We start from the raw sequence: 22,163 nt of genomic DNA, 5'->3' as shown, positions 1-22,163 counted from the left end.
AGAATAATTATTATGGAACAAAGCTTTTTCAATATCGGTCAAAAAATTCCCTTTTTCAGTGTGAAAGAATATTTGAATGATCAATCGCCAATACCAGAAGATATAATCGCACCAAGGATTCTAACTAAAAGAGGTCTATTGGTACTGGGTGGCCCACCTAAGATTGGCAAGAGTGATTTTCTTATTTCCTGGTTGATTCACATGGCTGCCGGAGTTTCATTTCTCAGTATGACTCCTAGTCGTCCTATGAAAATTTTCTACATGCAAACTGAAATTGAGTATGAATACATGAAAGAGCGTTTACAGCAACTGACATTCGACCAAGAACTTTTGGATATAGCTGCCAATAACTTAATTATCACGCCAAGAGTGCAATTATCTTTCAGCAGTGAAGAAATAGATGAGATCAAAAGCACCGTTAAAGAGCGTTTCAAACCTGATATTATTGCAATTGATCCTCTTCGTAACATTTTTAACTCAAGTGAATATGGTAATGAAAATGACAACAGCGCTATGCTATTCTTTTTGCAAAAAACGCTTGAAAGACTGAGGAACATTATTAATCCAGATGCAGGTATAATCCTTACCCACCACACAAAAAAACTATCCAAAAAGATGCTGGAAGAAGATCCATTTCAAGGCCTAAGCGGTGCTGGATCTTTACGTGGATTTTATAGCACTGGCATGGTGATGTTTGCTCATGATGAAGAAAGCACTACCCGTCAAATAGTGTTTGAGCTGCGAAATGGTGAACGTGTGGCAAGCAAGCTTGTCGATAAGATAAATGGTCGTTGGAAACTTGTAGACCAATGGAGTTGATTCTTTTTTTTACTTAATTTATAGGGAACAATATGCTAACAGATTTTTTAACTGATTTTAATACTGCAAAATTACAGAGTAATTTAATACCAAAAGGTACAATAGTCAAGGTAAAAATGGCAATTAAACCAGGAGGTTATGAAAATTGGTTCACGAAAAGCTACACTACTGGCAGCATCTATTTAAACGTTGAATTTACTGTCACTGAAGGTCCATATGCAAAACGCAAGATTTTTCAAGTAATTGGTATTAAAAGTGGCAAAGCAAGAGTTGAAGGAGAAGATACTTGGGGAGAATCTGGTCGTTCTATGCTTAGAAGTATTTTGGAGTCAGCACGGAACATTCATTCAAATGACACTTCAGAAAAAGCAGCTATTGCTAGAAAAGTCAACTCTATAGCTGACTTTAACGGGGTAGAGTTTACTGCAAAAGTTGGCATTGAAGCTGATCGGTATGGAGAAAAGAACAAGATTGCTACGGTTATTACTCCAGAACAATCTGAAGTTGATTGGTTGCCATTTTGAAGTACGACGAAGAGAAGCTCTGGATTGCTGTAATTGAGAGAGCTATCAAAGATGCAGCAGGAAAAAATCTAGAGCTAAAGAAAGAAGCAATTAAATGGTTTGATTCAGAGTCTTTTGAAACTGTTTGTGAGCTAGCTAATCTCAGCTCTAAACGTATGAAAAGTATGTATGGGGGTTTTATGCAGAGAAAGGAAATAAAAGGATTATTGATTGATAATATTAAGGAGTGTGTACCTTACCTAATTCCAAACGGTAATTTTTATCGAGAGAGGACTTATGTTGGCAACTGTGACGGGGATATGATTACAGTTAAAATAGTGGGTAAAGAAGCTGGAAATTGGCATAATTTTACTAAAGGAATTAGTGGTGATATCATTGATCTTTGGACTTTAGTGAAAGGTGATATAAATTCCGCTAAGAAGTGGTTAAATACTAAAGAAAACACAACAAAACATAAAATTACATCGTTTTCAGCAAGGCATTACTTGAATGATAAATCACCAATGCCAAAAGATATAATAGGCCCAAGAATTCTAACTCCAAGTGGTCTTTTGGTCATAGGTGGAACTCCAAAAATAGGAAAAAGTAATTTTCTACTTTCCATGTTAGTACATTTAGCTGCTGGAGTATCATTTCTTGGTATGAAGCCTGCAAAGCCACTTAAGATATTCTATCTACAGAATGAAATGGAATATGATTACATAAGAGAGCGCTTACAGAAGCTAAGAATCAGCAAGAAAATCCTTGATGAAGGAACAGAAAACTTAGTTATTACTAAAAAAGTACAGTTAACTTTGAATGTGGAAAAAATAAAGGAAATTATGTCGGAAAATCTCGATGTAAAAACAGTTGATCTTATAGTAATAGACTCTGTTTTTGATTATAGGAGTATGATCTCTTTTCTGCAAAATAGTATTGATGAACTACGCTCTATAACTAATCCTACGGCTGGAGTAATAGTTACACATTACACAAAAAAAGTGTCAACAACCACGTTAAAAAAGAATCCATTTCAAGCATTGAGTGGTGCTAATGTTTTAAGAAGTTTATATACATCTGGAGTAATGATATTTAGGCCAGAAAGGAATACTCTGCAATTGATGTACGAACTTAAAAACGGCAAACCAATACCAACAAAATTCATAAACATGGTTAACGGACGCTGGATAGCCACAGCTTAACCAAATTTCTAAACTTTAAATATATTGGAGATTTTATGGGTATCTATTGTGATTTTAATACTGCAGCTCCACGAAAAAATGCACCGTTAGTAGAAAAAGAACAACTTAAAGCTCAGCTTCTGTTAAATATCAGATCATGCCTTTCATATCTATTACCAAGAGGAACTTTTCGTGGTGATAAGTTTTATGTAGGCAATGTACAAGGTGATAAAGGAAAGAGTCTAGTAGTAGAATTAAGTGGTAGTGAAGCTGGCCTATGGCATGATTTTGCAACAGGAGAAGGTGGTGACATTATCGACCTTTGGGCGGGAGTAAATAGAAAAAGTACAAGAATAGAGTTTCCTGAAGTAATGGCTTCTATAGCTGAGTGGCTTGGTCATTTCAAAACTTCAAGTAGTCCAACTGCATATTGGGATTATTACGGTGAAAACGGCCAAGCTATTGTTAGAATCTATCGTTACGATGATGATAATGGGAAGCGATATCTTCCTTTTGATATAAAAAAGTCCGACTTTGGTGCACCGAAGATAAGGCCACTCTATAATATTCCAGGTATTTTGAAGTCCGATAAAGTTATTCTTGTTGAAGGAGAAAAATGTGCAGAAGCGCTGATAGAGAAAGGAATAACTGCAACAACAGCAATGTCTGGAGCAAATGCACCTATTGAAAAAACAGATTGGACTCCACTTAAAGGTAAACACATTATTATATGGCCAGATAATGATGAAGCAGGTAAGAAATACGCTGAAAAATCTGCTATGAAACTTACTTGTCTTGGAGTTGAAGAACTTTGCATTTTGGAAATACCTAAAGATAAACCAAAGGGTTGGGACGCTGCTGATTGCGTGAAAGAAGGTGTAAATGTTAAAGAGTTCATCCTTAGTACAAAAAAGGCTCCTTCAAAAAAATCGTTGAGAATAGATACCAGAGCTTGGGCTAATATTGCTCCAGAAAGAGAATGGATTGTTAAAGATTGGCTTCCTATTGGAAGTGTTACGGCTCTCTACGGTGATGGTGGTATGGGAAAGTCTCTACTTGCTCAACAACTAATGACAGCAGCGAGCACAGGTAAATCTTGGTTGGGAATGGAAATTGAGCAGATGAAGACATATGGTGTATTTTGTGAAGATGATACAGAAGAGCTGTGGCGAAGACAGTGTGCTATAAATAGATTATATCAGTTAGATATGGAATCCTGTGACTTTCATGATAATATTGGCTTTTTATCGAGAGTGTGGAAAGATAATCTACTCATGATATTTGATAACAAAGATATAGGTAAATTAACTCATTGCTTTGAAGAATTACTTGAAGATATTAAATTGTTTCAACCAAAGCTAGTAGTTTTAGATACAGCAGCAGACTTATTTGGTGGCAATGAAAACAATCGCTCTCATGTGAGACAATTTATTCAAAGTTGTTGTGGAAAAATAGTGAAAGTAATAAAAGGAGCTGTATTATTATGTGCTCATCCTTCTGATTCAGGAATAATACGTAAAACAGGTACAGGTGGTTCAACTGCGTGGAATAATACAGTAAGATCTCGTTGGTACTTGTCAAAGCCAGATAAAGCTGATGCTTCTGGTAATGAACGAGTACTTTGCCGTAAGAAGTCAAATTATTCTGCATCTAACGAAGAAAAGATTTCATTTTATTGGCATAACGGTGCGTTTGTACAATCTGATGATACATTAAATTCAGAAAGAATAGTAAGGTCTAGCTATAATACTAAATTGGATTTAGAACGTCTAAGAAGATGTGATATAATTTTAGAGTTAATCTCTAATGAAGCGTATAGAGGAGAAGTATATACTGCAGCTAGCTTTGCAAAGTGTTTTGAAGGAAAGTTCGGACTTGGTAGTGATCGTAGCATTCGTGAAAGAATTAGTAATCTTGCAATGATAGGTCATATAAAATTTTTCAAGAAGTGTGATGAATATGGATTATCAAACACAAGATCGAAGCATGGTTACCTATGTGTAAAAGACATGGAGCTAAAAATTGCTGAAAATCAGTATGTATTGGTAAAACCAGATTACTATCTTGTACCAAACAATGGAGCGACTCTACCTGTGGAAAATAGGGATGTATGGGTCTTACATAACTCTGAGAAATAATATGGGAAAGATAATATACAATGTTAATTATTATTAGTATAATGAAAATATAATGTTACTCAATCTTCATTATAGATAACATCTATAGGAAAGCTAAAGAAGCAAATAGCCTCTTTATAGATAGCAAACGAATTAGGGGTCTGAAACAAAAATTTTTTGGAAGTAAATACCCATTCAACAAAATAGCAAAGTAAATACAAATGCTAAAAAGATAATTATAGAACAGATATAAACATGTCTGGCAAGCCTTTTAAAAATATCTGAAAATTTGAATATAGTAGGACTAAGGAATTAAAGAGAGGAGAGAAAATACTATTTCAATGAGCTGCTTGAGAAAGATCAGGACCTAGGAGCACAGATTATACCAAAAATTTCCAAATTATTATCTTTTACCAAATGCAGTTAACAGCTAAAAACCAAGAAATGTATAACATTGCAAAAGGAGATAGTAGAATTATATATTAAGTTGGCAAGATGGCAAGTTGGCAAACTGAAGAATCTGCCATTCTACCAACTTAAAATTGATAAAAATATAAGAAAATCAGTAGCTTAGAAAAAGTAATAAGTTGGTAGAATGGCAGAAAGTTGCCAACTTGAAATATGTTCCAAAGTTCCCTTCTATGGCTGATTTGAGCAAGTTGGCAGAATGGCAGATTCCTTTATATATATAATATATTACATATTAGTAGTATGTAATATATCTATTCACGTTCAAAGAACTTTTCAAACACTTCCTCAACCTCATAATTAACAAGATTTCCTATTATCCTTGAAGCCTCTAGTTCGAGTGGCAACTTAACTTCCTTTATTGGCAATGCTGCTCTTCCTTCACGTTTAAACATACCGCTATTTCCTTTTGGCATAACTGCTGCAAATCCTCCTATAAACTCATGCTTTCCTACTTTCGATCCTCTTCTTGTTTTTTGTATTTTGCCAATTGTCCATGCTCTAATGTCATAGAGATTTGCTCTAATTAACACTTCTAATCTGCTAGTTTTCGCCTTAAAAATTCTTAATCTCTTTCTTATCAAACTTAATTTTATCTTCTTTTCCTCACTGATTTCCTTAGCTGCTTGCGCTTTTAACCATAGTGCCGTTTTGTTTAACGCTTTTATAGTTGCCAGTTTTATTTTCTGCTCTTTTCTTTCAATATTGGAGATTATTTCATTAATATTGTTACTAATCAAACACTTTCTATTGCCTCAATTTTCCATATTTCACTCGAAGAATCTTTTAACGGTGGTTCAAAAATCTTGTAGAACCTTTTTTCAATCTTGATATAATTACCTATGCTAAAGGAAGTAACGTCCTGATCACGTATTTCTATAGAAGCAATTTGCTGAGTTAATGCTCCATCTGCACCTAGAGAGTACGTAGTCTCAGGACGTTTAATTAGCACTTTTATTTTACGAATACTCTCCTTATTTTTATTACAATATATGGCTTCCACTCCTAAATGCTCAAAACAATCTTCCAATAATTTTCCTATATTCATCAACTAGAACTAATTTTTACCAAAACTGCCGGACGATGGCACATTGGCAGAGGGTTCGACTGCGTATGTAAATCAGTCCCTCTATCAAACCTCCTTGGCTCTTGTTTTGCATATAGTGGCTGTCCAAGAGTATTTACTGTCTCATTAAAGTCTGCTGGTGCAAAATATGTTGTAAATGTGCTCGCTGTTCCTAGTGGAAAACAGTGCCCTGTATCTTTCTCAATAAATCTTCTCACCGTTCCTTCAGGGTCAGTTGCTTGCCCTCTATATTCCTCAAATGTTATTCCACAGAATGTAAATCCTGACCTCATATCATTCCTTAGCGCTGCTCCTTCTTGCCATCTCTCATATGCCTCTTTCACCTTACTATGGGAAGTTAATGCATCAAAAAACTCAGGGCTTACCAGTGCATGAATTCCCGTCATATATTCACCACTTAAGTTATCCTCAATATGTCGCAATACCTCCAAACACTTACGTTTTACATCTGTTGTTGCTGTTCCAAGGGCAAAATTTACTACTTTTGGTGTTATTTCAAATTCGTTGTACAGATTTAATAATTCTGACCCATCAGCATCTAAAATTATTCCTTTCAGCGCTCCCATTCGCAAATGTTCCAATGTTATTGCATGTTTGTTCCTCATCAATTGCAAATGATCGGTTATTACATCTGCCAGCGCTTTAAGTTCACTCTCTGATCCAAATGCCCTTATTCCCTGTACTTCCTCTGGTAACACTACATCATCATGTGGAATATGCGGAACCGTAAATGTTCTTACCTTTCTTTTGCCGCGTTTTCCTACTGTTGCTGGTGCTCCTGGAACTTGTGTTGGTAGTAAACTTAATACTCCGTTTCGCTCTTCTATGGTAATATGTCTAAATCTTACTGACCTACTTGGAAATAAATTTAAATTTTCAACTCGTCCATAATTTATCGGCAATATATTTATCGCATTTGTTAGTGCCGTCATGCTAAATGCTGTATTTGTAAATGGATTTTGCATTTTTTACTTTCCCCCTTTTGTGTTTTTAATAGTTTTTTTAAGCTCCCTTGCAGATGATGATCCCTCGTCCTTCAAGTTGCTTTATTGCTGCAGCTTTCTGTTCTTCAGTGATATTTGCTGGCCACACAACTGCATGATCTGCTAACATTGCGACACGAGTAATAATTACCGCTCTAGTATTTTCTATTGCATTTACATCACTTACTATTACACCCATCGCTGTTTGTGTGCCATCTGTTCCAGCGGGATTAAGTACTCTAATAAAACCATCTTCCGTCTTTTTGGCAACTACTGCACCAAGCTTAATATTTTGACCTTTTGCTACTGTTATTTGATCTCTTGAATATAGACTTGATGCCTCATACTTTAATAAGTCACCCAGATTATTTTGTTCAGTTATACATGTCATATTTTCTTTTCTCCTTTTTTTCCCTTTAGTTTACCGCCATGTTTGTAGTTGTTGTACCCGGCGGTTATAAAAATACTTTAAATACTTGATTGTGCTCTAGCTTTAGCTACTTGTATCATCAAATCTTCTGATGAATTTTGTGGTAAAGTGCTGAAAATTTTATCTTTTGTTGTTCGCTCTACTAGTAGTTCCATTAACACTTCCCTGGCTTGCTCAACACTTACGCTTTGCTCTATAAATTCTCCTATCTTTTCCGGCATCTTTGATATATTACATAATCTTATTATCTCTAAAATTTCTCTACGACAGTTCTCGTAGCCTTCCTCAATAGTTGTCATACTAACACTCCTACTTTTATGATTGTTGATAAATTCAAAAAATGTTGTAACTCCATCTGCAACACCTATTTCTACTGCTTTCTCCCCAAAATATAGCCCTGCTTCCGTTGATTTGATTGCTTCTATAGAAAGGTTTCGATTACGTGCTATTAGCTGCACAAACATTTCATATAGTCGGTCTACTTCTTTTTGTAAGCTTTCCAGACTTTCAGACGTCATTGGCTCATGTGGGTTTAAATCATTCTTTCGACTACCAGCAAAGATTGTGGTGTACTTAATACCTTGCTTTTCATCAAACCTACTTTGATCTATGTGACTTGCTATTACTCCAATACTTCCTACTCCTGAAGTTCTACTCACAAATACCTTTTCAGCGCTAGAGGCTATAGCGTACGCAGCAGAATATGCATCATCATTTGCTATTGCAATAATTCTCTTTTTTGTTCTTGATTCATAAATAAAATCAGCTAGGTCAAAGACACCGTTTACTTCCCCTCCTGGACTGTCTATGTCAAGTAGAATCGTCTCTATGCTTTTATCTTCTAAAGCGCTCTCTATCTCTTCATGAATATTTTCATACGAAGTCATATCTAAAATATGATCAAAAGCTTCTGTTTTTTTAGTCAAAACTCCATAAATACGTATTATTGCTATTCCTTTTGGGTTTATATGAAAATGCTTTAAGTTCTTAAAGATAGGTTGTTTGCTGTTATATAACGATAGTAGTTCAAAGCTTCTTCTCTCTACCATTACTGGTTTATTTATCCACACCACTTCCTCCACTTATTCTACTTTATGATTAACATCAGAATCGAAACAAAGTCCAAAAGAATTAGCTCGCTTTTGATCTTCTGCTATTTCTTGGTCAATTTCTTCTACATCGTAACCCATTTCTGATACTACCTCTGCTCGACTCTTAAATCCATTTCTTACTGCCATTTGTTGTGCTTGCTGGTCTTTTAAAGGATCCACCCAATCAAATCCCTGTGGTATCCATTTTACTTCTTCTTTCGCTGCTTTTACTACTTTTTCATCTATACTCAATTCTCCAGAAAGTACTGCTAATTCTAGCCATCTATTCCAAATAGGTCTACAAAACTGGAACACTATCACGTTATGCTGTAACATTGCACACCTTCTGCGAAACTCTATCAGCCCTGCTCGAATGGATGAATAATTAACACCTGTTAAATCTCCTGTTAGCTGCTCATATGTTATTCCTGTACCTATTGCTATTGCCCTCAGTTGCTGTCTCATGAATGCTTCATAACTTCCTCCAACATCTGATGGCTCTGAAAATTTTATGTCCTCTCCTGGGTCTAAAAGCTGCATTGTTCCAGGTTCCAGGCCAGATAGTGCTACTCCTTGCTCACTTGCTTCACCTTCTCCCATGATATTTGCTTCTGGATCGAGTCTTGTAATAAATCCAGCAAACATTGCTGCAGTTTTCTTTCTCACCAGCTCTGCATCATCATATTGATCAAGCTCATAAAGCTTCAGCAGTATATTAGAAAGCCAAGGCTCCCCTCTGATTTGCCCAGGTCTTAATGGTCTATAAATATGTAAAACATCATTTGCTGGCACTCTCACTGATTCACCAAACGAGCCTTCACCAGGGTGTTCTTTAAATAGGTAATATGCTTCTCTTTGCCCAAGCTTGTTAGAGGTTGTCCACAAACCAGTAAATCAAGCATATTCCCTACTTAACATAACTTTACTCATAGCCAGATATATGAAACTTTCAGTAGATGTTGTAAGTAAATCGTACTCCTTTGATAGCCTTCTATTTCTATTGATCCAAGCAAAAGTCCTCTCTACCACCCACCTTCTCGGCTGTACTGAAAATCCAGGATCCCGTTGTGGCAATAGTTCTAGTGGTGTATCTTTATGCACCCAAAACCTACATGGAGGCCTTTTGACAATTTCAATATCTATCCCATATTCTCTCTTTACGTAATCCTTTAAATCTTTTCCTTGGTATCCCATATCAGCCCACATTTTCTTAATATTGCTGTATTTTTCCTTCATATTGTCCAATGCCATCTTCACCCCATCTCTGTCATTTTCGCTTGCAGCTCCTACATAGCAACCAAGCACAAATCCTTGAGTATCTGTGATTATATGTCTTTTTCTCCCCTTTACCTTTTTCGCACCATCATAACCTTTGACCCCCCTTTTTCCGTGGTTTTTACCGATTGACTGTCCACTATGCATGCGCTCGGCTCCTCATTTCTTCCCATTTTTGACCTACTATATTTAGTGATATCATAGTTCATTTTCTCAAAAATTCCCTGCTTTTTCCATCTTCTAAACTGTTCATGCACAGCCTTCCACGGCGGAAAATCGTGTGGTAAATAGCGCCATTGACATCCTGTGCGCAGTATATAAAGAATTGCATTTACTATCTCACACTTACTGTATTTTGGTGGCCTTCCTCCTTTCTTGTACGATACTCTGAAGTGTTTTTCTATTCTTGCCCATTCCCTTTTACTTAAATCTGTTGGATATTTTTTCCTCATCTCTTACCTCAATATTCTTTCTTTATATACTACGTATTCCTTGGTTTGTGGACAACCTCTTAGCAGCAAAACAGATTTCTACAATTAGTCATCTAAGCAACGCCCGCATTGCAGTTAATATAGTTAGTGGCTGGTTTCGTAGTGAGTTTAAAGCCATTGGTGAACATTGGCTGGATCACGATGAGCGTTATCTGCGATCTGAAGAATTTATTCGTTGTTTGCGTGGTATATGGACAGAGTCTAGTTTTAATTTTGCAGGTGATTTTTATCGCTACTGTAACTATTCATTAAAACCAAAACCATTATATCCACTACCTGAGATTTTTCAGGGTGGTAGTTCTCGTGCTGCACGAGATATGGCAGCGCGTGTATCTGATTGGTATTTTACTAATGGTAACAACATTGAAGAAATCACAAAACAAGTAGATGATATCCGGGTCAAAGCGGCTGCAAATGGTCATCGTGTTAGGATTGGTGTAAACGGCTTTGCTATTGTGCATAAGACTGAAGAAGATGCACGACAGGTTCTACAAGAAATTTTGGCACATGCTGATTTTGAGGCAGTACAAGATTTTCATCATGAAGTTCAGAATGCTGGTAATGCTTCACCTGAGCGTGAAGGAAACTGGGCAAAATCTACTTTTGAAGATTTAGTGCAATATAACGATGGGTTTAAAACCAATCTGATTGGTACTCCACAACAAATTGCTGAACGCATAATTGCCTTAAAGAATATAGGGGTAAGTTTGATATTGTTGGCATTTTTGCATTTCCAAGAAGAAATGGAATTCTTTGGTAAAGAGGTTATTCCTTTAGTTCGTGAATTAGAATAAGGATAAACTGGTTTTCTGATGATTTAAAAATAGGGTTTAATTTTTTTGCATAAGAAAACAAGGCTTGCTGAACTTTCTACAAAAGCATAGTTGATCTCTGGATCTAGGAGATTGTCCAGAAACTAGAATAGTATTAAGAGATACAAAATGAGGCAAGAAATGAGAAAAAAATACCCAACAGATTTAAGTGAAAGGTCGAATAGAAAAATATTTCATGGTGTCATACAAAAAAGGAGCCAAAGTATAGTAAGAAAGAAATATCAGAAGCAATTTTCTATGTACTGCGTACAGGGTTGGTGAATGATTTTCTGATGTGGAAGACTGTATATAAGGCAATAGAAAAAGCAGGGAATTTTTGAGTAAATGAATTACGAAGCATAATAGACGAAAAATAGGAAGAAGTGAGCAACCAAGTGCCTGAATCTGTAAAAACTACAGAAAAAGGGGTTATGATGAAAGTAAAAAAGTAAAGGGAAGGTGGTATATTGCTTGGTTGGAAGCATGAAAAGATAATACCCTCTCAGAGTGGATAGGTGGCAGGTTGGGTTCTTTTCTGAAGCACTGTGTGATTCATATAGCCTATTTAAGCTAAATTCACATATGAACTTGTATCTTTATGATGTAAGGTATTAGAGCTAAAATATCTTGCAGGGAAGGGTGAAGCCGGATGCGAACTAACGCCAATAAGGCCGAAAATTAGATTTTGCTCCCCTTCCAATAGAGTTAAAAGACTGAACAGTATCTTTGGAATTATATCCCGTATTTACAAGGTTGGTCTAAACTCTCAATTTATTATAGTCTTGGAGGTAGTTTTATGCAAGTCAATGCTGTTTTAGGTGTAGATATTTCTAAACAAAAATTTGATGCTTGCTTGTTGATAGGCAGCAAAGAACGACATAAAGTTTTTCACAATAATCAAGAGGGTTTTGAAAAGCTTGTAGCTTGGTGCAATGGACATGGAGCAGACTTTATTCACCTGTGTCTCGAAGCAACTGGTTGTTATAGCGAAGATTTAGTTACCTTTATGTATGATCTGGGACATAATGTAAGCGTGGTAAACCCAGAAAGCTTTTGGCAAAAGTGAGCTACTTAGAAACAAAACAGATAAATCAGACGCTGCCATGATTGCTAGGTTTTGTATTGCTAACAAACCTGATCTTTGGAAACCTATTTCTCCTGAAGTTAGGCGTTTAAGAGAACTTTATCGTTGTTTGCAAACGCTTAGAAATGACAAGTTGCAACAAACGAATCGCTTAGAAAACAAAAACATGTATTCCAGTTGTAAACAAGCCATACTTGAAGTAATTACCACAATAGAAACACAAATTGCTGTGCTAGAGAGAGAAATTAACGGGCATATAGATAACCATCCACACCTAAAAAATATGATAGAAAAGATCAAGACTGTAAAAGGCATAGGATATCTTACTGCTGTTGCTGTTGTTGCAGAAATGCCATCAGTTGATAATTTTGATCATGCTAGACAATTTGCAGCTTTTGCTGGTCTAAATCCAGGACATTATCAATCAGGGTCATCTGTAAGTAAAAAAAGTCGAATATGTAAAATAGGATCTGAGCGTATTCGCAAAGCTCTTTATATGCCAGCTATAGTAGTCAGAAACCGTAATTCTCACTTTCAAAAGTTTTGCCAGCGTTTAGCCAGTAAAGGAAAATGCCCAATGGTTATAATTGTTGCGCTGATGAGAAAACTAATGCATGTATTTTTTGGTATTCTTAAAAACAATCAACCATTCAATGGTGATTTGGTAAAATAATGTTAACAGTTATGTTCAACAGTTTTGAGCATTCAACATAGAAGACCATGCCTAAAATGCTGGTACTATAGTAGATTACATTGTATCATTTTGCTTTGACTTTGACAGAGTTGCTTGGTGAAAAAGTTAGTGTAACTATGGATAAGTACGACTACACAAACTAAAAGTACTTATCCATAGTTACACTAATTTATAGAAGATGTAAGCCTAAATTTTCTTGTCATTTTTTATTCTTTTTAATCAAATAACTTGTTGACAGTAGAGACAGTATCTAATTTCCCTGACTTTGTTGCAAAGATTGCAAGTTCCTATTTTCATAACCCTACTTTTACGTAGCTTGTTCTCACAAAGATACGATCTTTTTGGGATCTTTGAAGAAGTAAATAATTGAAATCTTTGTAATACTTGGTTGCAATGTTTTTTAGAGACAAAAGGTATTTTCCTATATCTGAATACAATAAATTTGTAATTCTGAAAAAAATATAAAACTATTGCTAATTATAATAATTGTGTAATAATTAAAACATAAGTTTTTAAGTTAAGGTAGTGTCGTGGGTAATCAATTGGAAGAAGTATCTAGTCCAATAAATATTCAAGCAGATTTAGAAGAGAACAGTATGGTTGATGGAATAGAAAAGCGGTCAAAAGAACAAGGTTTTTATGCAACACAGACCATACCAATTTATCAAGTTAATCAAAATATTACGTATTCATATTTAGCTACGCTCGATAGTCACTTAAAAACAGATGAGCATTGTGTACACGAAAGTAATATACATACTGACTTACTTAATTTTGCTTTTCATGGTTCCTTAGAGAAAGTTCAAGATCTATTAAACAAAGGAGCTAGTGTTGAGATAAAAGACAACAATGGTAACACGCCTTTGCATCTTGCTGCTGGCAGGGGCCGCTTCGTAATCGTTGGAACCCTGTTAAAAAAAGGAGCTACTGTTGAGGTAATAAACAATGAAGGAGCTACTCCGCTGCATATCGCTGTTCAGATGGGTCACTTAAACGTAATTCAAGTTCTACTAGATAATGGTGCTGATGTTGATGCGCAAAAAGATAATGGTGACACTGCCTTACATATTGCTGCTAAAGCAGGCCACTTAGAAGTAGTTCAAGTTCTATTAGGAAAAGGGGCTAGTGTTGAGGCACGAAACGAAGAAGGATGCACTGCTCTTCATTCTGCTACTGAAATGGGTAAATTAAAAGTGGTTGAGTACTTTATAAGTGAAGAAAAAATCAATATTAACCAAGCAACCGATGATAATGACACTCCTTTGCATATTGCCGCTGAAATGTGTCACTTAGACGTAGTTCAATTTCTGTTAGAAAAAGGAGCCAGTGTTGAGGCACGAAACAACGAAGACTGTACTGCTTTGCATATTGCTGCTAGCGAGGACCACTTAGAAATAGTTAAAGCTCTATTGGGCCAAATGAATAATGCTGACATACGAAAGAATAGTTTCAAATGTGTATTGCATATTGCTGCTCGAGAGGGTTACTTAGAAATCGTTAAAGCTCTATTAGACAAAGGTACTGATATTAATGCAACAAACTATGAAGGCGATACTGCTTTAAATGAAGCTGCTGGATGTGGTCATTTGGAAGTAGTTCAATTTCTGTTAGACAAAGGAGCTAGTTTTGAAGCACGAAACGAAGAAGGATGCACTGCTTTGCATATTGCTTGTGAGGTGGGCTGTTTAGGCATAGTTAAAGCTCTGTTAGAAAAGGGATCTGATGTTAATGTAGTAAGCGAAAAAAATGGCGATACTCCATTACATGAATCTGCTAGAATGAATCGCTACGATATAGTTGAATATCTTGTAGAGGAAGAAAAGGCTACTATTGATGTAAAAAACTTTAGAGGTGAGACTCCTTCCGATTTGGCAGATTCTAATGGTTACAAAGATATAGTTAAGTATCTTAGTCTTCGAGTAAGGGAGTGTCCCAAAACCTCGGGAAGTCTGGCTGATGATAAAAATGTGATACAGTATCAAAAAGTGACAGAAAATAAACACCTAACTATAACTAATAGAGCAATAAAGACCAGTTTCTGTGTAGGGATAATGACCATGTTGACAAGTGTGGCTATTGGATGTACTGCTATTCATCTTAGTTTATCAATATCAGCTACTGCTGCATTGATTGTTGGGGCCATTGCTGGTGGCATTACATATGCAGTATTAAAGCCTAATAGTAGGCTAAATGAATGTGAAGTGAATAGGCAAAGCTTACCTCAAATGCCTAAGGACGAATGTTGCATGTCATATTAGTTCTTGCATTTTATGTCATGCGTGTGAAAATGGTGCGTAGTATTTTTAACCGAGGTGGAGTTATGGAATTGAATAAATTGCAGGAAGTATTAAATTCTGCTAACGCTGATGTTCGTTTAAGTAAGAGTAATGTAGTTAGTAAAATAGAAGAGAGATTAAAGCAAGTAGATCCAGGTACATTGTGCCAATTAAGTTTTGCTGTTTTAAAAAACAACAAACAAATGGTAGAAACCCTTATAAAAGGAGGAGCTGATGTTAACACAATTGATGCGTACAATCGTGATCCATTATATTATGCTATCTCACAAGGGAACACAAGAATGGTAGAGATCCTAATAAAAAATGGAGCAAGTGTTAATAAGAAGTATAATGACGGAAGCACTCCTCTACATCATGCTGTCTTGAGCCAAAAAATAAAAATAGTAGAGTATCTTATAAACAATGGAGCTGATGTTAATGCGTTAGATGAAAAACGGCGCACTCCATTATACTTAGCTGGACGAAGTACAAAAATGGTCTCGATTCTCATGAAGAAGGGGGCATTACCTTTACTGGAAAACAGAGATATTGAATTTTTAAAGGATCTAGCTAAACGCATTAAAGATGATGATACAGAGTATTTAAAGGAGGTAAAGGTAGAACAGAAGGAGGGGCGGGTAGATGATAAGTATGAGTCAATTAAATACTCGTTGCTGCTTAGTGATAACAGCTCTTTGACCTCTATTATTAAAAGGGAAAAATTCAAAAATTTAATATCTGATTGGTCTTTCAACGTACCTGATTTAAAAGATAACCAAAAAAATTTGAATAAGGCACTGTTAAATCTTCTTACAGACTTTCCATTTTGTGACATTACAAGGTTTGAGGACTTTTTACACGATAACAAAGGTGATGATCTAAAAGCTGTTCTCAATCTTCAAAGGGGAGAATCCAAATTGACAATACTACATGTAATACAAGGTATGGAGTATTTAGCAGTGGAAAAAGACATAGGTTGTGCAGTTAGTGCATTTATGACTTTACTTTTAAAATCTGGTGCTGATCCTAACATAGTTAACAGTGAAGGGCAAACACCTTTGCACTATGCTGCTTATTATAATACTTTAAATATACCTTTGCTTCTGAAAAAAGGAGCACGTGGTCAAACTGACAGACAAGGAAAAACTCCTCTAGACATTGTAATTATTAACAAAAAACCTTTTGAAGTGAATCTTTTAGAACAGATCTTTTTAACTCAGGAGCAATTGGAAGCAAAAAATGATTTAGAAGGTATTTGCGGTCATAGCTTTAACACTAATCGACTAAGAAAGTTTTTCAATCAGCACAAAGGAAATGAAGGTCTTAAAGAGATTCTCAATCTTCGTGATTGCGAAGGAAAGTCTCGAGTTTTTCAAAAGATTAGGGAGGCTTGTTATGGTAATGAAACTCATTTCAAAGAAGCAAAAAAGTTGCTGCTAGAAGCAGGAGCGATTGATTACGAAGAGTGGAAGGACAAAAAACGTTTGCCTAAGCTTAGAACTCTATGGGATGATTTAATATTAGATCAGTCGGAAAAGTTGAAAATATTTTTGGGTAGGGTAAATAAATCCAAAGATATAGATGAGTTAAAACGCGTTGTAAACGAAGCTATAGAACTTGGGGTAAGGCTGAACTTTCCTAACCATGGTAGTATATACGGAAAGGTATATGAAAAGGAATATAGTTTTACAGATTTTGTGATAAGAAAGATTAGTGAATTAAGAAAGAGTTCCGAAGGTTCAAGGAATATAGAGGTTGCTAGTGGTATAGTATGTCAATTGATATCAAAAGGGGCAATTTTGTACAACATAAGCAGTATATATGTAATTGACGAACTGGAAGAGTTTGAAAGCCACAAAGCTAATATGAAAAACGCTTATGCAGATTATGAGAATCGTGCTTTAGATTTCATAACAATCGTTCAAAGCGCAACAAGTGGTAAGGTAAGAGACGTAAAAATCGACAACTCTACTCTCTATCTTGAATATTCACAGGATAGTAAAGTAGATGTTGCAAAGATTACAAATGGAGCAAGGGGTTTAGGTATCACTCAGGAAGGTGTACAATACGGAAGAAATATAATAAAGATAGGTAAGAGTGAGGTAGAAATTATAACGGAAAACGCTATAAGGAATTATGTAGGCCTAGCAGATGGTAGTAATATAGTATTGACTTTCGATACTGGCTTGGGAGAGTTGGAAGTGAGATTATACCCTGATAAGCAAAATCTAATAAAGGTAGAAGTAGAAGATCAAGAAAAGTGGAAAAAATTACAGAATTGTGAGGAACGAATAGGGGAAAAATGTTTGCTTGGTGGGTGTTCAGTACGTGATGCTATTGAACGAGGTTTTTTTACTAGATCTGGAGAGTTGATTCGTTCTGAAACAATTAATCAATCTGATGCAACAAAAGTGGACTCTTGGACAAAGCGCGAAAAAATGAGAAAAGCTTCAAGTCTTGAAGAAACAGTAGGCCGTTTTCTATAATGAAGTGATGGTGATGTTAAGTTAACATTTTAAAAGATTTTTTGAGAAATTTGTCTTATTTGTATCTGTTCAACCAGTGGTATCGACTTAAGAGCTTCAATTGACGTCCAAAAGAATGTGATTTTTAACACTCCCATGCCAACTTATAAAATTTCTCAAGCTGCTCACTCCACAGCATTGGTATTTCCCTCAATTCAACCAACTTCAATCCTCTTGGCTGCCTCCCATTTATTATGTCTTCCTTAATCTTTGGTGCTAAATAATTTAACCTTAAAATTTGCTGTATACGTCTTGTACCTATATTAATTTTGGCACTCAGCTCATTCACACTTCTATATTTTCCCTCTTCTAGTTGCCGTTTCCACAGATGGGCTCTCACCACTGCTTTCAGTAGCGCATTGTTTGTTTTCCCTTCAGGTTCTACTACTGTACATTTGTTTCCTTTCTTCTTTAAGTTCATTGGCACAAATTCTATCTTATCCTCCGAACACACTTCTATTCCATCTTCTTTTACCATTACTCCTTTTATTAACTTTTTCACTACTTCTTTCTGTTTTCCAAAACTTAAATTTTTCCACTCTTCTACTTTTTTTTCCCAATTTTCATATAGCTGCTCTGTCTTCCTCATCACTTCTTTTTCCACTTCTCCAGCAACTATTGTTCGATTTACTGATTCACAATTCTTTCCTCTTAAATGGTTATTACATATATAATATCGGTACCTTTTATTCTCTTTTTTTGCATACGTCAGCGTCATGTTTACACTACAGCTCTTGCACTTAATTATTCCCCTAAGCAATGCTTCCTCATATTTTGCTTTTCTATATGGTTGATTCCTTATCAATTCCTGCGCTTTTTGCCATTTTTCTCCTTCTATTATCGCCTCATGCTTTCCCTCATACTGTTTGTCATAATGTCTTATCTTTCCCATGTATATTGGATTTGTTATTATTCTCCTTACCGTTGCCTTTTTAAAGATATCTGATTTCGTTCGATATCCTTCTCTGTTTAACTCTCTTGCCAATGCTGCCATTGACTTCAGCACCAAATGTCTTTCAAATATATGCCTTACCACCTTTGCTTCTTTCTCATTTATTATTAATTCTTTATCTTTTACATCATACCCAAATGGCAAAGTTCCTCCCATCCATAACCCTTGTTCTTTCGATGTTGCTATTTTATTTTTTACTCTCTCTACTATCATTTCTCTTTCTAGTTGCGCTGCTCCTGATAACACTGTTTGTACAAACTTTCCCATTGGCGTATTATTGTCAAATATTTGTGTTACTGCTATAAAATTTACTCTATGCCTTCTAAAAAATGACGTTACTTCTATGCTGTCTTTTGTTTCCCTTGATAACCTGTCCAGCGTATATACTACTACACAATCTACTTCTCCTGCCTTTACATCTTCAAACAATTCCTTTATCGCCGGTCTATTTAAATTACTCCCTGAAAAGCCTCCATCGTCATACCTTCTTGCCAATGCTACCCAGCCTTCTTTGCTCTTTATATATTTTTCACATGCTACTCGCTGCGCATCAAGACTGTTAAACTTTTGTTCTAGCCCGTCTTCATTTGATTTTCTCGTATAAATTGCGCACCTTACTTCTTTTAGCATTTTTTCTCCTTATCTCTCATTCCAAATAGGAGTGGCCCATTGTAGCTCATTCCCATTATTTTCCCTGCTACTGCTGATAACGACGTATAAAACTCCTCTCTGTAGATCAAACCTGTATTTGTTACCATTACAACGTGGACTTCTTCTCCTCTTTCTAGTATCAACTCTGTTCCCTCTACTGGCAGTTTATCGCTACTTATTCTTTTTCCCTTCTCTAGACGATCTGCTAGGTATTCTAGTCTTTTGGCACCTTTTCTTGACATCTCTCCATATTCTTCCTCCTGCATTCTATAAGCTAATCTTGGTATCAGATATTTCCTCGAATGTTGCGGTGCCTCTTCCCCAAATACCTTTTTCCATATTTTCCTCAGCTCTTCCAACGCTTTTTTCTCTAAACATTTTACCTCTTTTTCTACTTTTTTTTCCATATAATCACCTTTTCAAACACAGCACTTCTGAATTTTTAAACGCTATAGATCCACAAGCTCTTCTTTTACACCTGCTGCCATACTTTCCCTTGTTCTTTCTATAAACTCCCTCTGCTTATTTGCGATTTTTACGTTCTCTAACACTTCTTTTATCTCTTTATTATTTTTCGCATAATCTATCGGGGTTTTGCCAAACTCATCCTTTTGCTCTACACCTGCTCCGGCTTTCACTAGCTCTTCTACTATTTTTATCTCTGATACCATGGAAGCCAGGTGTAACGGGGTAAATTTGCTACTTCGTTCCACTGCGTTTACATCGGCTCCTGCCTTTATCAGCTCTTTTGTGTTTTCTACACATTGCCCCATGACTGCTAAGTGCAGTGGTCTATATTGTCCCGCATCTGCCACATTTACATTTGCTCCTTTTTGGATTAATAACCTCACTTTTTTTGATTCCCACCGCGTAATGTACTTCCTTTTGTGTCTTTTTTATTAATATTTTCTATTGAGTTATCTAATACCTCTTTCCATGCCTTATTAAACTCTTCTCTCTCTTTCTTATTAAATTTTACCATAATGTTCCTCAGCTATTAATGTAATATAAAGTGGCTCCAATTTGGCTCACTTTAGCGCTTAGCAAATCTTGTTTATTTACTAGCTACTTTTTCACTTAGTGCTATTTTGGCATAAAAAGCAAGTTTTTTTTGCTAAATTTACACATTTTTTCCACATATTATGTTAAGATATAAATCTATATGCTTAATCTATTAAATCCACCTCCTGCAGTTGTAATTCATTTACGTTTCGTTTCTCCATTACCTCCTCTATTGCCTTGTTTGCTTCTCCATACATCACTTCTACATCTCTCATATTCACTCCCTTCTTTTCTAGATAACTTGTCACTTTCGGGTAAATTTTTGCATAGTTTAGTGGGCTACATCCAAATTTATCTACTGTATCAAGATCTCCTCCTGCATTTATCAGCTCTTCTATTGTTCCTATTCTTCTTGCTAAACAGGCTAAGTGTAGTGGTACTGCTTTATTGTTTGATTTTGCATTTACTGTAGCTCCTCCTTCTATCAGCACTTTCACATTTTTTCTTCTTCCTAAAAACGCTGCTAGGTGCAACGGTGTCTCGCCTCTATTGTTTCTATCGTTTGTACCTGCACCTTTTTCTATTAATAACTTTATTACTTCTGGCTCTGACACCTGTGCTGCTCGGTGCAATATTGTGCAACCTGCTGCGTCTTTTTCATTTATTTGTTGAAACCTGTTTTCTGATAATGCTTTCAATAACCTATCAAAAACATTCCTTGCTTCTTTCCTTGACATAACATACCTCACTTTCCCTTTGAAATTTTCGCAACCAAACTCTTTGCTCATCTTTTTGAGCTCCCTTCTCACCACATCTTGCTTAAGTCTGCCTCCACCACTTCATCAATCATTTCGTTCACTTTGCACATTATCTTGCTTGCTAAATTTTGACATTCTTTCTTTATTGATGATTTGTCTCTCTTCCTTATTTCTTCTATCTCTATTATTTTTAACTCAGGTAAATAGCTCCTATCCAACATATCTGCTATTTCTCCCACTAGACCCTCTATTCCATAGCACGTCAGTTTTCTACTTTTTGTTATTCCACCTTGCTTTCCCAGAAATTTCCTCGCCTTTTCATTCTCTCCATTATCCCATAGGCCATACCTTTCACTCTCCCATATATAATACATTGGTGTTGCACCATATTTATCCAGTTGATTAACTGCAGCTCCCGCTTTTACTAGCTCTTTTATTATTGCAATTCCTGCCCCTAGCCTACATGCAGAGTGCAGTGGCGTACATCCGTTGATATATTTAGTGGCATTTATTTCTCCTCCTCCCCTGATCAGCACTTTTACATTTTCTAAACTTCTCGCAAATACTGCGCAGTGCAGTGGTGTATAACCCTTTTTATCTCTTGCATTGATGTCCGCTCCTTTTGTTATTAATAACTTCACTGTTTTGCAATCGGAGATTTCTACTGCATGGTGCAATACTGTTTCCCCTTTTTCATCTTTTTCATTAATATTCTTAAACGAGTTCTCTAATAATTCATAAAATGACTTATTAAAAGCTTCTCTCTTTTCCTTGCTAAATCTCATTACATACCTCACTATAAAAACATACGCCAATTTGGCTCTCTTTAGTGCAAGATCAATTTTTTTTGTTTACTTGCTACTATTAAAGTTATGTGCGTTTTGGCATGAAAAAGCAAGTCTTTTTCTGTTTATTTCATACACTTTAACCTATTATTAACATAATATATGAGGATATAAATATA

General features: G+C 35.8%; 21 protein-coding genes and 2 pseudogenes. 10 read left to right on the top strand and 13 right to left on the bottom strand.

The features are described 5' to 3' along the window. The first annotated feature begins 12 nt into the window (after nucleotides 1–12). Genes AAGD70_RS03375 through AAGD70_RS03360 form a run of 4 tightly spaced genes read left to right on the top strand, consistent with a single transcriptional unit; the run spans nucleotide 13 to nucleotide 4,641 of the window. Nucleotides 13–819 (top strand): AAA family ATPase, encoded by an 807-nt coding sequence (locus AAGD70_RS03375; protein ID WP_065095313.1) that lies wholly within the window; start codon nucleotides 13–15, stop codon nucleotides 817–819. Nucleotides 820–851: 32 nt separating this feature from the next. Continuing rightward, nucleotides 852–1,343, top strand: coding sequence for a hypothetical protein (locus tag AAGD70_RS03370; RefSeq protein WP_065095312.1), 492 nt, complete (start codon nucleotides 852–854; stop codon nucleotides 1,341–1,343). Then, on the top strand, nucleotides 1,328–2,524 hold the full coding sequence (locus AAGD70_RS03365) for an AAA family ATPase (protein WP_245611004.1): 1,197 nt from the start codon (nucleotides 1,328–1,330) through the stop codon (nucleotides 2,522–2,524). The genes AAGD70_RS03370 and AAGD70_RS03365 overlap by 16 nt, the downstream gene beginning before the upstream one ends. Before the next feature lie 35 nt (nucleotides 2,525–2,559). Then, nucleotides 2,560–4,641 carry an AAA family ATPase gene (locus AAGD70_RS03360; RefSeq protein WP_082941387.1) on the top strand — a complete coding sequence of 694 codons (2,082 nt, stop codon included), beginning with the start codon at nucleotides 2,560–2,562 and terminating at the stop codon, nucleotides 4,639–4,641. 701 nt (nucleotides 4,642–5,342) lie between these two features. On the opposite strand, the gene AAGD70_RS03355 is transcribed toward AAGD70_RS03360, so the two are convergent. From AAGD70_RS03355 to AAGD70_RS03325, 7 genes and pseudogenes are all read right to left on the bottom strand, one after another. After that, the gene (locus AAGD70_RS03355) at nucleotides 5,343–5,828 is read right to left on the bottom strand and encodes a phage tail protein (RefSeq protein ID WP_410541903.1); all 486 of its coding nucleotides are present in this window, start codon (nucleotides 5,826–5,828) and stop codon (nucleotides 5,343–5,345) included. Next, a complete protein-coding gene (locus tag AAGD70_RS03350) occupies nucleotides 5,825–6,136 on the bottom strand; it encodes a hypothetical protein (RefSeq protein ID WP_065095020.1) in 312 nt (103 codons plus the stop codon). Before AAGD70_RS03350 ends, AAGD70_RS03355 begins: the two co-directional genes overlap by 4 nt. Further along, entirely contained in the window at nucleotides 6,136–7,140 is a 1,005-nt protein-coding gene (locus tag AAGD70_RS03345) for a major capsid protein (protein WP_065095021.1), read from the bottom strand. Before AAGD70_RS03345 ends, AAGD70_RS03350 begins: the two co-directional genes overlap by 1 nt. Nucleotides 7,141–7,177: 37 nt before the next feature. Continuing rightward, nucleotides 7,178–7,549, bottom strand: a complete 372-nt coding sequence (locus AAGD70_RS03340) for a head decoration protein (protein WP_065095022.1) — start codon at nucleotides 7,547–7,549, stop codon at nucleotides 7,178–7,180. Between the two features lie 77 nt (nucleotides 7,550–7,626). Continuing rightward, nucleotides 7,627–8,637 carry a S49 family peptidase gene (locus AAGD70_RS03335; protein WP_065095026.1) on the bottom strand — a complete coding sequence of 337 codons (1,011 nt, stop codon included), beginning with the start codon at nucleotides 8,635–8,637 and terminating at the stop codon, nucleotides 7,627–7,629. A 33-nt stretch (nucleotides 8,638–8,670) separates the two neighbouring features. Next, nucleotides 8,671–9,549, bottom strand: a pseudogene (locus AAGD70_RS03330) (phage portal protein); the annotation flags it as partial. A 24-nt stretch (nucleotides 9,550–9,573) separates the two neighbouring features. Further along, nucleotides 9,574–10,406 (bottom strand): IS5 family transposase gene (locus tag AAGD70_RS03325; RefSeq protein WP_264718686.1). Its coding sequence is split into 2 segments (ribosomal slippage): nucleotides 9,574–10,040 and nucleotides 10,040–10,406, totalling 834 coding nucleotides; the frame shifts between segments, so codons are not numbered across the junction. A 47-nt stretch (nucleotides 10,407–10,453) separates the two neighbouring features. Between AAGD70_RS03325 and sfnG the strand changes: the two genes are divergently transcribed. From sfnG to AAGD70_RS03295, 6 genes and pseudogenes are all read left to right on the top strand, one after another. Then, nucleotides 10,454–11,239, top strand: coding sequence for a dimethylsulfone monooxygenase SfnG (gene sfnG, locus AAGD70_RS03320; protein ID WP_218914935.1), 786 nt, complete (start codon nucleotides 10,454–10,456; stop codon nucleotides 11,237–11,239). Nucleotides 11,240–11,398: 159 nt separating this feature from the next. Then, nucleotides 11,399–11,706 (top strand): annotated as a pseudogene (locus AAGD70_RS03315) (transposase); the annotation flags it as partial. A gap of 347 nt (nucleotides 11,707–12,053) precedes the next feature. Continuing rightward, on the top strand, nucleotides 12,054–12,323 hold the full coding sequence (locus AAGD70_RS03310) for an IS110 family transposase (RefSeq protein ID WP_082941384.1): 270 nt from the start codon (nucleotides 12,054–12,056) through the stop codon (nucleotides 12,321–12,323). 37 nt (nucleotides 12,324–12,360) lie between these two features. Beyond that, a complete protein-coding gene (locus AAGD70_RS03305) occupies nucleotides 12,361–13,014 on the top strand; it encodes a transposase (protein ID WP_082941385.1) in 654 nt (217 codons plus the stop codon). 551 nt (nucleotides 13,015–13,565) lie between these two features. Then, nucleotides 13,566–15,293, top strand: a complete 1,728-nt coding sequence (locus AAGD70_RS03300; protein ID WP_065094552.1) for an ankyrin repeat domain-containing protein — start codon at nucleotides 13,566–13,568, stop codon at nucleotides 15,291–15,293. 62 nt (nucleotides 15,294–15,355) lie between these two features. Then, nucleotides 15,356–17,797 (top strand): ankyrin repeat domain-containing protein, encoded by a 2,442-nt coding sequence (locus AAGD70_RS03295; RefSeq protein ID WP_341814101.1) that lies wholly within the window; start codon nucleotides 15,356–15,358, stop codon nucleotides 17,795–17,797. A 124-nt stretch (nucleotides 17,798–17,921) separates the two neighbouring features. Here the strand turns inward: AAGD70_RS03295 and AAGD70_RS03290 are convergent, their stop codons facing one another. The 6 genes from AAGD70_RS03290 to AAGD70_RS03265 all read right to left on the bottom strand — a co-directional run bounded on the left by AAGD70_RS03290 (nucleotide 17,922) and on the right by AAGD70_RS03265 (nucleotide 21,984). Beyond that, nucleotides 17,922–19,418 carry a recombinase family protein gene (locus tag AAGD70_RS03290; RefSeq protein WP_065095307.1) on the bottom strand — a complete coding sequence of 499 codons (1,497 nt, stop codon included), beginning with the start codon at nucleotides 19,416–19,418 and terminating at the stop codon, nucleotides 17,922–17,924. After that, a complete protein-coding gene (locus AAGD70_RS03285; protein WP_065094555.1) occupies nucleotides 19,412–19,846 on the bottom strand; it encodes a DUF2924 domain-containing protein in 435 nt (144 codons plus the stop codon). The genes AAGD70_RS03290 and AAGD70_RS03285 overlap by 7 nt, the downstream gene beginning before the upstream one ends. A 42-nt stretch (nucleotides 19,847–19,888) precedes the next feature. Continuing rightward, entirely contained in the window at nucleotides 19,889–20,290 is a 402-nt protein-coding gene (locus AAGD70_RS03280) for an ankyrin repeat domain-containing protein (RefSeq protein ID WP_245611047.1), read from the bottom strand. Next, nucleotides 20,287–20,421: a hypothetical protein gene (locus AAGD70_RS03275; protein ID WP_255356257.1), complete on the bottom strand. Its 135-nt coding sequence runs from the start codon at nucleotides 20,419–20,421 to the stop codon at nucleotides 20,287–20,289. The genes AAGD70_RS03280 and AAGD70_RS03275 overlap by 4 nt, the downstream gene beginning before the upstream one ends. Before the next feature lie 184 nt (nucleotides 20,422–20,605). Then, the gene (locus tag AAGD70_RS03270; protein ID WP_156517992.1) at nucleotides 20,606–21,229 is read right to left on the bottom strand and encodes an ankyrin repeat domain-containing protein; all 624 of its coding nucleotides are present in this window, start codon (nucleotides 21,227–21,229) and stop codon (nucleotides 20,606–20,608) included. A 17-nt stretch (nucleotides 21,230–21,246) separates the two neighbouring features. Next, on the bottom strand, nucleotides 21,247–21,984 hold the full coding sequence (locus tag AAGD70_RS03265; RefSeq protein WP_065094557.1) for an ankyrin repeat domain-containing protein: 738 nt from the start codon (nucleotides 21,982–21,984) through the stop codon (nucleotides 21,247–21,249). Nucleotides 21,985–22,163 lie beyond the last annotated feature (179 nt).

The organism is Wolbachia endosymbiont (group A) of Nomada flava (assembly GCF_964027055.1).
GTDB lineage: Bacteria > Pseudomonadota > Alphaproteobacteria > Rickettsiales > Anaplasmataceae > Wolbachia > Wolbachia pipientis.
The sequence above is the reverse complement of the archived record's forward strand: the minus strand, read 5'-3'. Positions and strand labels throughout refer to the sequence as shown.

Excerpts from the sequence above, each read along its gene's own strand:
- AAGD70_RS03375 (WP_065095313.1), top strand. The coding sequence starts at position 13 with ATGGAACAAAGCTTTTTCAATATCGGTCAAAAAATTCCCTTTTTCAGT.
- AAGD70_RS03370 (WP_065095312.1), top strand. The coding sequence starts at position 852 with ATGCTAACAGATTTTTTAACTGATTTTAATACTGCAAAATTACAGAGT.
- AAGD70_RS03360 (WP_082941387.1), top strand. The coding sequence starts at position 2,560 with ATGGGTATCTATTGTGATTTTAATACTGCAGCTCCACGAAAAAATGCA.
- AAGD70_RS03350 (WP_065095020.1), bottom strand. The coding sequence starts at position 6,136 with ATGAATATAGGAAAATTATTGGAAGATTGTTTTGAGCATTTAGGAGTG.
- AAGD70_RS03345 (WP_065095021.1), bottom strand. The coding sequence starts at position 7,140 with ATGCAAAATCCATTTACAAATACAGCATTTAGCATGACGGCACTAACA.
- AAGD70_RS03340 (WP_065095022.1), bottom strand. The coding sequence starts at position 7,549 with ATGACATGTATAACTGAACAAAATAATCTGGGTGACTTATTAAAGTAT.
- AAGD70_RS03335 (WP_065095026.1), bottom strand. The coding sequence starts at position 8,637 with ATGGTAGAGAGAAGAAGCTTTGAACTACTATCGTTATATAACAGCAAA.
- AAGD70_RS03310 (WP_082941384.1), top strand. The coding sequence starts at position 12,054 with ATGCAAGTCAATGCTGTTTTAGGTGTAGATATTTCTAAACAAAAATTT.
- AAGD70_RS03305 (WP_082941385.1), top strand. The coding sequence starts at position 12,361 with ATGATTGCTAGGTTTTGTATTGCTAACAAACCTGATCTTTGGAAACCT.
- AAGD70_RS03295 (WP_341814101.1), top strand. The coding sequence starts at position 15,356 with ATGGAATTGAATAAATTGCAGGAAGTATTAAATTCTGCTAACGCTGAT.
- AAGD70_RS03290 (WP_065095307.1), bottom strand. The coding sequence starts at position 19,418 with ATGCTAAAAGAAGTAAGGTGCGCAATTTATACGAGAAAATCAAATGAA.
- AAGD70_RS03285 (WP_065094555.1), bottom strand. The coding sequence starts at position 19,846 with ATGGAAAAAAAAGTAGAAAAAGAGGTAAAATGTTTAGAGAAAAAAGCG.
- AAGD70_RS03275 (WP_255356257.1), bottom strand. The coding sequence starts at position 20,421 with ATGGTAAAATTTAATAAGAAAGAGAGAGAAGAGTTTAATAAGGCATGG.
- AAGD70_RS03270 (WP_156517992.1), bottom strand. The coding sequence starts at position 21,229 with ATGAGCAAAGAGTTTGGTTGCGAAAATTTCAAAGGGAAAGTGAGGTAT.
- AAGD70_RS03265 (WP_065094557.1), bottom strand. The coding sequence starts at position 21,984 with ATGAGATTTAGCAAGGAAAAGAGAGAAGCTTTTAATAAGTCATTTTAT.